The 12,261-nt window shown below is 61.4% G+C and carries 12 protein-coding genes; 3 read left to right on the top strand and 9 right to left on the bottom strand.

The genetic code is table 11. The features are described 5' to 3' along the window. The 5 genes from I6A82_RS08670 to rpsD form a co-directional block, all read right to left on the bottom strand. Positions 1-1,170 carry a GGDEF domain-containing protein gene (locus tag I6A82_RS08670; RefSeq protein WP_198094532.1) on the bottom strand — a complete coding sequence of 390 codons (1,170 nt, stop codon included), beginning with the start codon at positions 1,168-1,170 and terminating at the stop codon, positions 1-3. 98 nt (positions 1,171-1,268) lie between these two features. Next, on the bottom strand, positions 1,269-2,114 hold the full coding sequence (locus I6A82_RS08675) for a class I SAM-dependent methyltransferase (protein WP_198094533.1): 846 nt from the start codon (positions 2,112-2,114) through the stop codon (positions 1,269-1,271). A gap of 35 nt (positions 2,115-2,149) precedes the next feature. Beyond that, positions 2,150-3,139: an agmatine deiminase family protein gene (locus I6A82_RS08680; RefSeq protein WP_198094534.1), complete on the bottom strand. Its 990-nt coding sequence runs from the start codon at positions 3,137-3,139 to the stop codon at positions 2,150-2,152. A 54-nt stretch (positions 3,140-3,193) separates the two neighbouring features. Further along, positions 3,194-4,918, bottom strand: a complete 1,725-nt coding sequence (locus I6A82_RS08685) for a M28 family metallopeptidase (RefSeq protein ID WP_198094535.1) — start codon at positions 4,916-4,918, stop codon at positions 3,194-3,196. Between the two features lie 180 nt (positions 4,919-5,098). After that, on the bottom strand, positions 5,099-5,713 hold the full coding sequence (rpsD, locus tag I6A82_RS08690; RefSeq protein ID WP_198094536.1) for a 30S ribosomal protein S4: 615 nt from the start codon (positions 5,711-5,713) through the stop codon (positions 5,099-5,101). A gap of 606 nt (positions 5,714-6,319) precedes the next feature. Here rpsD and I6A82_RS08695 point away from each other — a divergent pair. After that, positions 6,320-6,631, top strand: a complete 312-nt coding sequence (locus I6A82_RS08695) for a chorismate mutase (protein ID WP_198094537.1) — start codon at positions 6,320-6,322, stop codon at positions 6,629-6,631. On the opposite strand, the gene I6A82_RS08700 is transcribed toward I6A82_RS08695, so the two are convergent. The 4 genes from I6A82_RS08700 to I6A82_RS08715 form a co-directional block, all read right to left on the bottom strand. Continuing rightward, a complete protein-coding gene (locus I6A82_RS08700; protein ID WP_198094538.1) occupies positions 6,628-7,377 on the bottom strand; it encodes an RNA methyltransferase in 750 nt (249 codons plus the stop codon). The two genes, I6A82_RS08695 and I6A82_RS08700, sit on opposite strands and share 4 nt — an antisense overlap. Before the next feature lie 53 nt (positions 7,378-7,430). Then, positions 7,431-7,871, bottom strand: a complete 441-nt coding sequence (locus I6A82_RS08705) for a CHRD domain-containing protein (RefSeq protein WP_187335960.1) — start codon at positions 7,869-7,871, stop codon at positions 7,431-7,433. 90 nt (positions 7,872-7,961) lie between these two features. Further along, positions 7,962-8,555, bottom strand: a complete 594-nt coding sequence (locus tag I6A82_RS08710; RefSeq protein ID WP_198094539.1) for a carboxymuconolactone decarboxylase family protein — start codon at positions 8,553-8,555, stop codon at positions 7,962-7,964. Beyond that, positions 8,482-9,555, bottom strand: coding sequence for a hypothetical protein (locus I6A82_RS08715; RefSeq protein ID WP_198094540.1), 1,074 nt, complete (start codon positions 9,553-9,555; stop codon positions 8,482-8,484). Before I6A82_RS08715 ends, I6A82_RS08710 begins: the two co-directional genes overlap by 74 nt. Positions 9,556-9,682: 127 nt before the next feature. Between I6A82_RS08715 and I6A82_RS08720 the strand changes: the two genes are divergently transcribed. Beyond that, complete coding sequence (locus I6A82_RS08720) at positions 9,683-11,509, top strand: AIPR family protein (RefSeq protein WP_198094541.1); 1,827 nt, start codon at positions 9,683-9,685, stop codon at positions 11,507-11,509. 166 nt (positions 11,510-11,675) lie between these two features. Beyond that, positions 11,676-12,251 carry a hypothetical protein gene (locus I6A82_RS08725; protein WP_198094542.1) on the top strand — a complete coding sequence of 192 codons (576 nt, stop codon included), beginning with the start codon at positions 11,676-11,678 and terminating at the stop codon, positions 12,249-12,251. The last annotated feature ends 10 nt before the right edge of the window (positions 12,252-12,261 follow it).

Genomic DNA, 12,261 nt, shown 5'->3' on the forward strand with positions numbered 1-12,261 from the left:
TCAGGCGTCTGTAGCGTCGACCCGGTTCGGCAGAAAGCAAGATCGTTCAGGCCGCGGCAGGCAGCCAGATCGCTGGTTTTCGGGTTTGACGGTCTGATAGATTGAAACGCGGTCGCGACCCTGCTTCTTGCTGCGATAAAGAGCATCATCGGCCTCGGCCAGCACCTGCTGGACACTGGTTCCACTCCTAATTGGCGCGATGCCAAAGCTGGCGCTGACAGCGCCTGCTTCGGGCAGGTCGGAGCGAATAGCGATCCGGAATGCCATTCGCGCTGCCTCGGCGGAATGCAGGGCATCGCCCATGGTAGCGCCGGGCAAAAGCAGTGCAAATTCCTCTCCACCAATGCGGGCGGCAGGGCCGCGCTGGCTGGCCAGGATTTGCGAGAGACGACAAATGACCCTGTCTCCGACTGGGTGCCCGAAATTGTCGTTGATCGATTTGAAATGATCGATGTCGCACAGGATAAGTGCGCCGTCCTGGCACGCTTCCAAATGTTCATTGAAGGCAACGCGATTGAGCAAGCCGGTAAGGTCGTCGCGCTCGGCGCGGCTGCGATAACTGGATACCATTCCGCCGACCACTTTGGCGATCAGCAGCGCAACGGATATCGGGCCGAGGATCGCCCAGGCGGTCAGCATATCGCTCAGAAGCGCATCCTGCGTGGCCGTAGAGAAGTGGGAATGTCCGCCGAGGATCGGTGACAGGATCGGGACGCGCAGCAAGAGCATCAGCGCGACACAGATTTGTGTGACCACGATCGCGCCGTCGAGAAACGAGCTGCGCCGCTGCGCGATGCAGCGCGCTCCGTCGCACACTGTGATCACCGCCGCAATCTGAAAGGGCAGGGTCTGCCAGAAGGCGTCGGCCCCGGCTGCCAACATTGCCAGCGACAGGCCGATCAATGCGGCAATCGCGCCGTTCAACCACCTGCTCGACAGCCCGGCGTTCACCGTCGCACGCAGAGCCTGGGCGAAACACCAATGCGCAATCGGTACGGTAAAGGTGATTATGGCGACGATGACGGCGCCATAATCAATAATTTTCATCGCCTGCATTTCAGCGGCGCCGATCACCAGCGACGCGGCCAACCAAGCCAAGGCCCAGCGACCCCGCATCACGGCGAAGCATATGCAGGCGAGCACCGCGAGCGCGGCAATCAGCGCCGTCATGACATCGAAGAAACTAACCGTCAGGGCCAAGGGCCGCTCCCCATGAAACAGGCCCTCGGAGCTAACCCTGATTGGTTAATATGATTTTATCGTGGGCGTCAGGGCCGCTTGCGGAAGAGCAAAGTCATGCGATCGCTTTCGCCGATCCCTTCATATTTCGCGCGATCCTGATCCTTCAGGGCGAGGCTAGGGGGCAGCGTCCAGACGCCGTTTTCCCAGTCCGCGCTATCCGCGGGATTGGCATTGGCCTCGCTCTTGCCGACCAGTTCGAAGCCTTGCGACTGGACGAAATCGATCACGTCCTGTTCGCGCAGATAGCCCTTGGTGCCGTTCGCATAGTCTGCGCTGGCATCGGGTTTGGCACGGTGCTGGACGATGCCGAGCATGCCGCCCGGCTTCAGCACGCGGCGCCATTCGGCGAGTTCGCGGTCGGCGACGCCCCAACGCATCAGATTGTGCATCATGCGGATGACGAGAACGCGGTCCACCGTATCGTCGAGGCTTTCGGGCAGATCGCCGCCGACATAGGACGGGATACCTTGGGCGGAGAGGCCGGTGCGCTCCGCCAGTTTGCCCGGGAAAGCAGCGGCGCCCGCAGCGGCGTTCTTCCGATAGCCCTCCGGCACGCCATCGGCATCGGGAAGCTGCACTGCGATAAAGCGGCCCTTTTCCGCCAAATAGGGCGCCAGGATGTCGCTGTACCAGCCGCCGCCCGGGGCGTATTCCACCACGGTCATGTCGGGTTCGACATCGAAAAAGGCTAGCGTTTCAGCCGGGTGGCGATAGACGTCGCGCGCGCTGTCCTTGCTCCGCCATTCGCCGCGCAGTACCTGATCGAGCTGATCGCGCGCTTCGGCGGACATGGTGGGGGTGACGGCGTCCTGCGCCTGCGCCCCGGCTAGCGGGATGGCGGCGAGCGCCGCGGCGATGATCCAGTTCTTCATGGGCTTTCCTCTCAACTGTCCTTTTCCGCCCGTGGCTATAGCGCGGGAACTTGCTGGCTGCAGCAGTGAAAGGAGCCGCCGCCGCGAATGACGCCCTGTGCGTCCACGCCGACGGCTTCGCGGTCCGGAAACAGCGCGCCGATCGCGCGGACCGCGGCATCGTCATTGGGGCGGCCATAGGTGGGGACGACCACGGCGGCATTGCCGATGTAGAAGTTCATGTAACTGGCAGGCACGATCTCCCCGTCGTGTTCGAACCGGCCGGGCGAGGGCAGGGTGGTCACCTCCACGCCGAAGGCGCGGGCGCGGCGGGCGGCATCGGCATAAACGTCCCGGTTGGGATCGGAGCTGCCCGCGGGCTCGGGAATGGCGAGCACGCCAGGCGCCACGAAGCGCGCGAGATTGTCGACATGCCCGTCGGTATGATCGTTCATGAGGCCCTGGCCGAGCCAGAGGAGGCGATCGATGCCGAGGTCGCTCGCCAGCCAGCGCTCGATATCCTCCTGCAGCACACCGGAATTGCGGTTGGGGTGGAGGAGGCACTGCGCGGTGGTGACGGCAAGGCCGGTGCCGTCGCCGTCGATGGCGCCGCCTTCGAGGATCCAGTCGTTCGCGTCGAACGGAAGGCCGGCGCGTTCGCTGAGCGTTTCGGGCACGATCTCGTCGCCCGCCATCACATATTTGCCGCCCCAGCCGTTGAAGCCGAAGCCGCGCGCGCGAAGGCTCGTGCCGTCGCTCACCACGATCGGCCCGGTATCGCGCAGCCAGATATCGCCGAAGGGGATGACGGAGACGTTCACGCCCGGGCCGACGAGCTTTTGCGCGGTTTCGGCATCGGCATCGCTGCGCGCGATCAGCTCCACCCGCTCGCCCTTGCCGCCCGCATGGACGGCATCGGCAAAGGCCGCGACGTTTCTCTGCGCTTCCGCCAGCTCTGCGGGCCATTCTTCGGGATTGCCGGGAAAGCCGATCCAGACGGCGTCATGCGGGGCCCATTCGGCGGGGGGGAGGAAGGTGGAGGTCATAGTCAGATTGGGTCTCTACTTACTGTTCGCACGCCCGAACGGCGCCGAGGGTCGTTATTTTCGCTGGTCCGCCGTCTCGTCGCGGGTGGCGCGGAATTCGTCTCCCGGAACCCAGTTCGGCCAGTCGCTCGTCATCGCCAGTTCGCGGCCGATGCGGTAATAGAGGCGCAGGTCCGCCATCACGCCCGCCCAGTTCCAGTTGGGATTATATTCGTCCTTGGGCCCATGATAGCGGTTTTCGACATAATCGGTGGCCGCCGCCGCGCCGGCTGCGCGGCCGCCGTTCACTAGATCCTCGCCGCCCTCGAAATAGACCATCGGCACGCCTTTTTTGGCGAGGCTGAAATGGTCCGATCGGTAGTAATAGCCCTTCTCCGGCGTCGGCTCCGCTTCGGGCGTGCGGCCCTCGGCCTGCGCGGCGGCGTTCAGATAGCGATCGAGATCGCTCTTGCCCATGCCGATAACTGTGAGGTTTTTCGCCGGGCCAGCCATGGAGAAGGCGTCCATGTTTACGCCGCCCACTGTCTTCGCCAGCGGATAGATCGGGTGATCGGCATAATATTGCGAACCGAGCAGGCCCGATTCCTCGGCGGTGACGGCCAGAAAGACGATCGAGCGGTCCGGGTGACCGGCCTTCGCCTGCGCCTCGGCCAGCGCGACCAGCGCGGCGGTGCCGGTGGCGTTGTCGACCGCGCCATTGCAGATATCGTCGCCATCGGGTGCGGGCTTGCAGATGCCGAGATGATCCCAGTGCGCGGTGTAGAGCACATATTCGTCGGGCCGCGTGGCACCGGGCAGGATGCCGACGATGTTGTTGGACAGGGTGCGCTCGATATCGTTCTCGAACGACAGCGAAGCGCGTTCTCCCAGCGGCACCGCCTGGAAGCCCTTTTGCCGTGCGGCCTGCATCATCTGCCCCAGATCCTTGCCCGCATTGGCAAAGATTTTTTCAGCCGCCGCTTTCTGGATCCAGCCGTTCACCTTGGTCTGGTCTGCCCCGCCATCGTCCGACTGGGCGAGATATTGCGGGCCCGTCCAGCTGGATTCCACCACGTTCCAGCCATAGGCCGCGGGCGCGGTATCGTGGATGATCAGCGCCGCCGCCGCACCCTGATGCGCCGCCTCTTCGAACTTGTAGGTCCAGCGGCCATAATAGGTCATCGCCCGCCCGCCGAAGGGGCCGTCCAGGCTCTCCGTGCCGAAATCCGCATCGTTGATGAGGATCACCGCCGTCTTGCCGGTCATGTCGATCCCGGCATAATCATTCCAGCCGCGCTCCGGCGCGTTGATGCCATATCCGACGAACACCAGCTCGCTATCGTTCAGATCGATCTGCGGCTTCTCCCGATAGGTGACGGCCACGAAATCGCTGCCCTGTTGGAAGCTGAGCGGCTGCTTGCCGCCGGTAACGGTGAGCGGGGAGAACTGCTTGGCGGCGATCTCCACCAGCGGCACTTCCTGAAACCAGCTGCCATCGTTGCCCGGCTGCAGACCGGCTTGCCGGAAGCGCTTCACCAGCAGCGCCTTGGTCTTTTCTTCGCCGATCGTGCCCGGCGCGCGGCCCTGATATTCATCCGAGGATAGCTCGCGCGTCACATCCTTCATCGTCTGTTCGGACAGTTGCGGCGGCGCAATGGTGCCTGCATCCGCAACCTCCATATCGCCGCCCATCGGGGTGCGGCCGGTAAGCTGATCGAGGCTGGCGGTGGCGGCATCGGGCACATGGGTGCAGGCGGCAAGCGTCGTGACGGCGGCGGCGGCAAGCAGATGGGCTTTCATGAATTTCCTCTCAGGAGCGATAGCGCTTTGCGCCCAATCTGGCAGAGGGCGGGAAGGGGAGCAAGGCGCGCGCGCCGGGCTTAAGTCGTTCGGCACACCGCCGCACGCCGCCGCGCATCTGCTCAAACGAAAAAGGGCGGCCCAAGCGGACCGCCCTTTGTAATCTCGGTGTGGAGCTGATCAGCGCGAGTAGAACTCGACGACCAGGTTCGGTTCCATCTTCACGGGGTAGGGCACCTCGTCCAGCGTGGGGACGCGAACGAAGCTGACCTTGTCGTTGCCGCTGGCCGAAACATAGTCCGGCACGTCGCGCTCGGCGAGGCCCTGCGCTTCGATGACCAGTGCCATTTCCTTGGCCTTGTCACCCAGGCTGATCTCGTCACCGACGGCGATCTGACGGCTGGCGATGTTGCACTTCACGCCATTCACGCGGATGTGGCCGTGGCTAACGAGCTGACGGGCGGCGAAGATGGTGGGGGCGAACTTGGCGCGGTACACCACCATGTCGAGGCGACGCTCGAGCAGGCCGATCAGGTTCTGGCCGGTATCGCCCTTCATGTTGCTCGCATCGGTATAGGCGCGCTTGAACTGCTTCTCGGTCACGTCGCCATAATAGCCCTTGAGCTTCTGCTTGGCGCGCAGCTGGATGCCGAAGTCGCTCAGCTTGCCCTTGCGGCGCTGACCGTGCTGGCCGGGGCCATATTCGCGGCGGTTGACCGGGGACTTCGGACGGCCCCAGATGTTCTCGCCCATACGGCGATCGAGTTTATACTTCGAAGATTTGCGCTTCGACATAATGCATCTCCAATATGCTTTGACGTTGGTCCCGGTATCGCACCGCCCTGCCAGAAACAGAGCGCGGCCGCCGCTTCACCGGGGTGCGGAGCCCATTGCGAAGGCGCGCGGATAAAGCGCGCGCGCACAGAAGTCAACGGCAGGCCTGAACGAGATGCAGTTCGATATGGCGTGTCAGGGCGTAGGATAGACTTCGGTGCGATATTGGAGCCTGGGGTAATCCCGAACGCTGGGCCCAGTTTCGTCCATGTTTTGATCGACAGCCTTCCATTCATCACGGGTGAGGCAAATCCGAATAGCCGATTTCCCGAAGCGTCGATGCTTCGGCCGCCCCTGGTAACACAGCGCCTCGACGTCGGAGCTCTCATTGATGATGGCCGCTCTCGCCGCGGGCGAAACAACAAGACGATAATCTGAACCTTCTTCGATTGCGTCAGGCGTAGCGGGCATTTGGACCATTCCTGCACCTGCGAGCAAAATAAGCGACATTAGCATGAGCATCATCCTCCTAGTACCAGGAAGACAGTACGTATTCGGGCTATGAAGGTCAATTTACTTGCTCCGCTCTCCCTCGACATCGCCTGCTGCGATGCTAGAGGAATGCCCATGACCTTGACCGAATTAACGATCGATCCTGCGGACTGCACCACCATGGTGGAGGTACGCGAAGGCGTGGATGCGGTGGACCGCGCGCTGGTGGACCTGCTCGTCCGGCGCTTCGGTTATATGGATGCCGCGGCTCGCATCAAGCCGGAGCGCGGCGCGGTACGAGACGAACCGCGCAAGGCGGCGGTCATCGACGCGGCAGCGGAGCGTGCGGCGGCTGCGGGTTTGCCTGAAGACGTGATCCGCGCGCTGTGGGATCAACTGGTCGAAAGCTCGATCGCTTATGAATTGAAGCGTTTCGACGCGCGTTAGTCGCTCTCGATCGGGCGGCGCTCCAGCCTGCTGAGCACGCCGCGCATGGAGCGTACCTGGCCGCTGTTCCAGCACGGCTGAGTCAGCAACGTGCGTAGCATGCGCCGCGTGGCGGGCGCGCGGTCGATCGGCTGGAAATAGCCGCGTTCCTCCAGTAAACCGTCGAGATGGGCGATCAGGCCTTCTAGTTCCTCCTGCGGGGCAGGGGGCTCATCCTCCACGCGCGTGGGCTGCGCCAGCGACGCGTCGTGCTTGGACCATTCATAGGCCGTCAGGATCACCGCCTGCGCCAAATTGAGCGATCCGAACTCCGGATTGATCGGCACCGTCACGATCGCGCGGGCGAGCGCAAGATCCTCGGTCTCCAGGCCGGAACGTTCGGGGCCGAACAGGATCGCGCTGCCGCCGCTGGCACCAATCCATTCCTTCGCCGCCGCCTCGGGCGTCAGCACGGGCTTGGTGACGCCGCGCTTGCGCACAGTGGTAGCGTAGACATGCGCGCAGTCGCCTACCGCTTCGGCCACCGTGTCGAAGACTTGCGCGCGTTCCAGCACCACATCGGCCCCGCTCGCCGCCGGGCCGGCGGACGGGTTCGGCCAGCCGTCGCGCGGCGCGACCAGCCGCATGTCGGTAAGGCCGAAATTCAGCATGGCCCGCGCCGCCTTGCCGATATTCTCGCCCAGCTGTGGGCGGACGAGAACGATGGCAGGCGGCGCTGGGCGGTTCGGGCGAGGCGTATCGGTCATTCGCGCGCTATGGCGCAAAGCTGCCGATCAACCAACAACCATTGCGGCGGGCGTCACAGCTGCCCGCGGATCGCGCCGTTGGGATAGTCCGCGGTGTGCACATTGACATAGTACATGGACGGATCGGCGATGATCGATGCCGCCACAGCCTTGTCCACCTTTAGGCACCCGCTTGAGGCGCCATTGGTGGGCGCATCGAGCGTCAGCACGGGCGGGCCTGAAACACCGCGTGCGCCCTTGTGGATATGCGCAGCCGTTGGGCGGCTGATGTTCTGAACGGTCAGATCGTAGCAGACCTGGTTCAGCGTCGCGTCCGCCGTCACCTTCGCGGTGCCGGTGCCGTCCGGATCGCCGGGGCCGGGCACCTCCTGCTGGCCGACGAGCGCGGTGTTGTAGCTCTCGCCCACCGTATCGGCCAGCGTGGCGCAGCCGCCAAGGGCTGTCGCCGCGCCCAGGATGCCGAGCGCCAGGGCGCCCTTTGTCGTGATCGTCATCTTGCTATCTCCCGCTTGGGTGGCCCGCAAAGGGGCCGGTGGTTACGGATCGGCAACGGCCCGCCCGCACCACCGGTTCCCGCGCGCCGCTCAGGCGTCTTCGGGCACGCCCACTGCAAAGCCGTTCAGCGTCATCGAGACCATGCAGTAGAGCCCGACGAGATAGACCATCTCGTTCGCTCCATGCTGGCCGAACAGGTTCACCGCCTGGTCCCAGGCCGGGCGGGGCAGGGTGCCGCCGTTCACCAGCGCGAAGGCAACGTCGTATCCCGCGCTTTCCTCCTTGCTGAGATCGCCGGGCTTGATGCCGCTGCACAGGCTGGCGAGCCGCGCGTCCTCCATGCCCACCTTTTCGGCGACGGCGATGTGGGCATAGAGCTCATACGCCGCATCGAAATGCGCGCCGACCACCAGAATGACGACCTGCCGCACCGGTTCCGGCAGGCTGGCCTCCGCCGTCATCGCCTCGGTCAGGTCCCAGATCGCGCGGCCGATGCGCGGTTCGTGCAGCCAGGGGTTCCACGGGCCGATCAGCGCGCCCTCGTTCGGCCCGTCCTGCACCATCGTCTGGAAGGCGGCGAAGTCACTGGAGATGCCCTTCTTCATGTCCTCATAGAGCGGCTTCTGCTCCTCGCTGAGCTGGGCCGGGGGGATGAGGGGAAGGCGTACATTGGTGTCGGTCATGGGGAGAGGCTCCTTTGGGTGGATGCCCGTCTTCAACGCGTGGGCTACCCGGACGGCTCCCGCCCGCTTCACACGGCTTCACACTGTCCAGAGGCGCTTTTTCATGAGGCCCATCCCCGCCCGCCTCGGCCCCGTCCAGCCCGAAGGCGGCGCGGCGCTGCGCCTCGGCCCGCGCGAGGCGCTCGTCCGCCGCCTCCTCGTCGCCGATCGCTTCCAGCTCTTCCTCGCTTAAAGAACGGCTGTAATCCTCATCGCCGTAACAGCCCTGTTCATAGCCGTCGAAGTCCGGCGGCGGGGGATAGTCGGTCCACCATTCCCCGTCCTGCTCCCAAATCAAATGCGGGTCCTCTTCCTCGGCAGCCGCGCCAACGCCACTCCCTGCCGCAACCCCGGCCCCGGCGGAGCGCGCGTCCGCCTCGGGCGCCTCCAGCAGCGCGCCCGCATCCTCGCCCGCGCCAATCGCATGCAGCAGATCGTCGAACCGCTCCGCACCCAGCGCCGCCGCCCGGCTTTCCGCGCGCTTGTCGAGCCGGCCGAGCAGCGCCAGCAACAGCCGCCCGTCGAACCGCGTGCGCGTGTCTACCACCTCGCCATGATAGGAAAGCTGTTCGACGATGCCGTTCAGCGCCTTGTCCTGCAGCACGTCCTCGGCCAGCTCGCGCGCCTGCACCAGCGCCCCTTCCCAGGCGAGCGCGAACGCCCGGTCCCGCCGCCGAAGCTGATACGCCCCCTCCCGGCTCATCGAGACGAAGGCGGCCGCATTGCGCACATTCCCGCACCGCGCGAGCGCCTCCAGAAACATCCGCTTCGATTGCGGCGTCCACCCCGTCAGCCGCATCTCGCGGGGGGTTCGGTCCAAAGTGGTACTTTGGCCCGGTTGGGTAGCGGGGAGCGGGTGGAGCGTCGATCCGGCGCCACCGCGATCCGCCCCAAGCGAACCACCCGGCGGCAGCGCGTCCGAGCCGGCGGCAGCATCGGCGATGACAGGAAATGACGGCATGATTGGTCCTCCGGAAGCTCAGGGGACCGACCATATATTACGGTATTTGGTCTGTAGGACAGAGGAAAATTGTTGGCGGGCGGCCGATGCCCGACTAGTTATTTGGGCATATCAGTTGGGGGGAAAAATGGACAAGACCAATGTGTTGCCGGCAAATTTTTTGTCGGAAGAGAACTCGATGAGGTATAAATCCCTCCTGTCGGTACTTGATGAAATTATCACGCAGGGTGAAACCGATACTACGAAAAAAATTTATGCTGAGGCATTCTATAGTATCACTAATCTCGTCAGAGCCAGATCAGTCGCTTACATCCATAGTTATTTGAGCGCTGTTAAAGGCATACTATCCTTCAATGATAGAGAGGCTTTGATCACCGACGGTCCTGGTGATGGAGGCGTCGATGGATATTTCATCGACCACGAGCAAAAGTATGTCGAGTTTATCCAGTCAAAGTTTGGTGCAAACTCCGATAACTTTGAAGAAAAATCGATCGGATTGGATGATATCGCAAAGATGCATATCGACCGGATTTCCGAAGGTCACCAGACAGACACCTTTGGCCAAGAGTTTAATGGAAAAATAAAGGGACTCATTCGAAATATTTGCAATATAGAGCACTTAGCAGAGTATAGTTTCAAAGTTGTAATTCTTGCAAATGTTAGAGAGCGTCATAGAGAGGCCATAGAGGCTCTGTTCAAGCCATTTGAGGTAAGCATTTTCACCTTCGAGCATGCTTATCAACTAATTGTTCTCCCAACTTTGACGGCTGAGCAGCACTACAGTTCTACGATAACTTTCGAGTTAACCCTCTCGGATATCGCTCAACAAACTGCTCTGCTAAGGACCGTAACTACAGAATTTGGAAATTGTAACATACTGTTAGCGCTCGTGCCTACTGCTCAGGTAGCAAAGCTGGTGGCTAACCAAAAGAATGCAATACTAAGATACAATCCAAGATCTTATTTAGAATACCAGCAGCAACGGACTAACGAGGGCATCCGTGACTCCATCCTCTCAAGCAGGTTCGGAGAGTTCGCGTTACTGAACAACGGTATCACTATGATAGCTCGCTCTAGTTCGTTCACAGACCGCATAGGGAAGGTTGGAAAGGGGAAAATCACTATTTCCTCACCGCAAATTGTGAACGGAGGTCAAACAGCATTCACGCTTGCGCAGATATATAGTTCGATCGAGGAGAAAGAAGTTAACTCCGCTTTTGCCGGAAAGGAGGTCCTACTCAAGGTTATCGATCTAAAAAATATAGACCTTTCGAATCATCATGATCTTATAAAGAAGATATCGGTCGCTACGAACACGCAAACTAGCGTTATTCGAGCAGATCGAGAAGCCGACATGAACATTCAACGCGAGATAATGTCGAGAGTATTTTTGCGAACGGGTCTGCTTTACGAATACAGGACCGGCCAATTTACCGTTCCCGAAAAAGAAGGTCTTATAGACCCGATGCAAATTATCGATAGGGCGCTTTTTAGAAGACTGGCATTGCTAGCGGATGGAAACTTAGCTAAAGCTACGGATAAATCAGTTACGAAAAAGGGAAAAAACCAATTTTCGGAAGTGATCTCGGACTATACCATCGATAGGATTGCGTTGTTGTGGAACTTGATAATTGCGGCCAGCGGGGGGTTTTCCAAATCTGTGATCGCGAATCGACCTGAACTATTTGCAAAATGTCTATTTGGGATAACACTTTGGGATATCAGGAACAAGCCAAAGACAACTGAATCTTGGAAGAGCATCGTTAACGCAGCGCAAGAAGAATGGGCTCATTTTATTGAATGGGCGAAGGGCGGCAACGTTCCCTATTTTAATCTTGAAATGGGTGACGAGGTGGGGAACTACCGCTCAGCTTATTTAGAAAGTCAATGGTTTAAAAGTGGTCGGTTTGAACAGGACGTTAAACGGTACTGGTCGTTTAAGGAAGCAGCATGATCAGACTGAGTAGAGTGGAGTTTAACTGGCGATATTGTTAGATAGTTAATATTTCCACTGGCTGCGCGGGCGCCTGCCGGAGGAGGTGTTCGCGGTTTGCCGAATGGAGTGCGCGTAAAGCTCCATCCGTTGACTATGCTTGGTGCCTGCCTTAGCGTTTCACTTCATGGAACTGGCACAACCTTCCAAGTCGACCATCGCTGGCACTTCCTTTTCCTTGGAACGCTCGGCGCGTGGTGAGCGGCTGCGGATACCGGCGCGGTTGCTGGCTCGGCAGACGGTTCTGACATCGCTGGTTGTGCTTCTCGCTTTGGTGACAGGTTTGATGCAATTGTGGCCGGGCGAGCCGGACGGGCTCGATATGGCTCGGTTCGCGATGTTCATCGTGCCGCTGTCGCTCGGCCTGATCTTCGCGGCGCTATGGCGCATGGGCGGGTCGGTCACGCTGGAGGTGGCGGACGGGCGGCTGCGCGTCACGCGGTGGCTGTTCGGGCTGCACCATGTCACCGATCATGCCGTGGACGCGATTTCCGACATGGCGAGCAAGATCGGCCCCGACGAGGCGGGCGTGCGCGATGTACGCGCGCAAGAAGGCTTCTACTCCCGGCCCGATCAAGGCGCGGTGCAGTTCGAATATCGCGGCAAGACCATCTCCCTCGCGCCCGGCTATGGCGAAGCGGAGGGCGCGGCTATCGTCCACTGGCTGCGCGGGCGGCTGCCGAAGGGGGCGTTCGCGGTTTAGGGGGCGCGCT

Source organism: Novosphingopyxis sp. YJ-S2-01 (assembly GCF_016093175.1).
Taxonomy (GTDB): domain Bacteria; phylum Pseudomonadota; class Alphaproteobacteria; order Sphingomonadales; family Sphingomonadaceae; genus Novosphingopyxis; species Novosphingopyxis iocasae.

What these genes read in the sequence shown, in the direction of transcription:
- I6A82_RS08670 (WP_198094532.1), bottom strand. Translation starts at nt 1,170, where the DNA reads ATGACGGCGCTGATTGCCGCGCTCGCGGTGCTCGCCTGCATATGCTTC.
- I6A82_RS08675 (WP_198094533.1), bottom strand. Translation starts at nt 2,114, where the DNA reads ATGAAGAACTGGATCATCGCCGCGGCGCTCGCCGCCATCCCGCTAGCC.
- I6A82_RS08680 (WP_198094534.1), bottom strand. Translation starts at nt 3,139, where the DNA reads ATGACCTCCACCTTCCTCCCCCCCGCCGAATGGGCCCCGCATGACGCC.
- I6A82_RS08685 (WP_198094535.1), bottom strand. Translation starts at nt 4,918, where the DNA reads ATGAAAGCCCATCTGCTTGCCGCCGCCGCCGTCACGACGCTTGCCGCC.
- rpsD (WP_198094536.1), bottom strand. Translation starts at nt 5,713, where the DNA reads ATGTCGAAGCGCAAATCTTCGAAGTATAAACTCGATCGCCGTATGGGC.
- I6A82_RS08695 (WP_198094537.1), top strand. Translation starts at nt 6,320, where the DNA reads ATGACCTTGACCGAATTAACGATCGATCCTGCGGACTGCACCACCATG.
- I6A82_RS08700 (WP_198094538.1), bottom strand. Translation starts at nt 7,377, where the DNA reads ATGACCGATACGCCTCGCCCGAACCGCCCAGCGCCGCCTGCCATCGTT.
- I6A82_RS08705 (WP_187335960.1), bottom strand. Translation starts at nt 7,871, where the DNA reads ATGACGATCACGACAAAGGGCGCCCTGGCGCTCGGCATCCTGGGCGCG.
- I6A82_RS08710 (WP_198094539.1), bottom strand. Translation starts at nt 8,555, where the DNA reads ATGACCGACACCAATGTACGCCTTCCCCTCATCCCCCCGGCCCAGCTC.
- I6A82_RS08715 (WP_198094540.1), bottom strand. Translation starts at nt 9,555, where the DNA reads ATGCCGTCATTTCCTGTCATCGCCGATGCTGCCGCCGGCTCGGACGCG.
- I6A82_RS08720 (WP_198094541.1), top strand. Translation starts at nt 9,683, where the DNA reads ATGGACAAGACCAATGTGTTGCCGGCAAATTTTTTGTCGGAAGAGAAC.
- I6A82_RS08725 (WP_198094542.1), top strand. Translation starts at nt 11,676, where the DNA reads ATGGAACTGGCACAACCTTCCAAGTCGACCATCGCTGGCACTTCCTTT.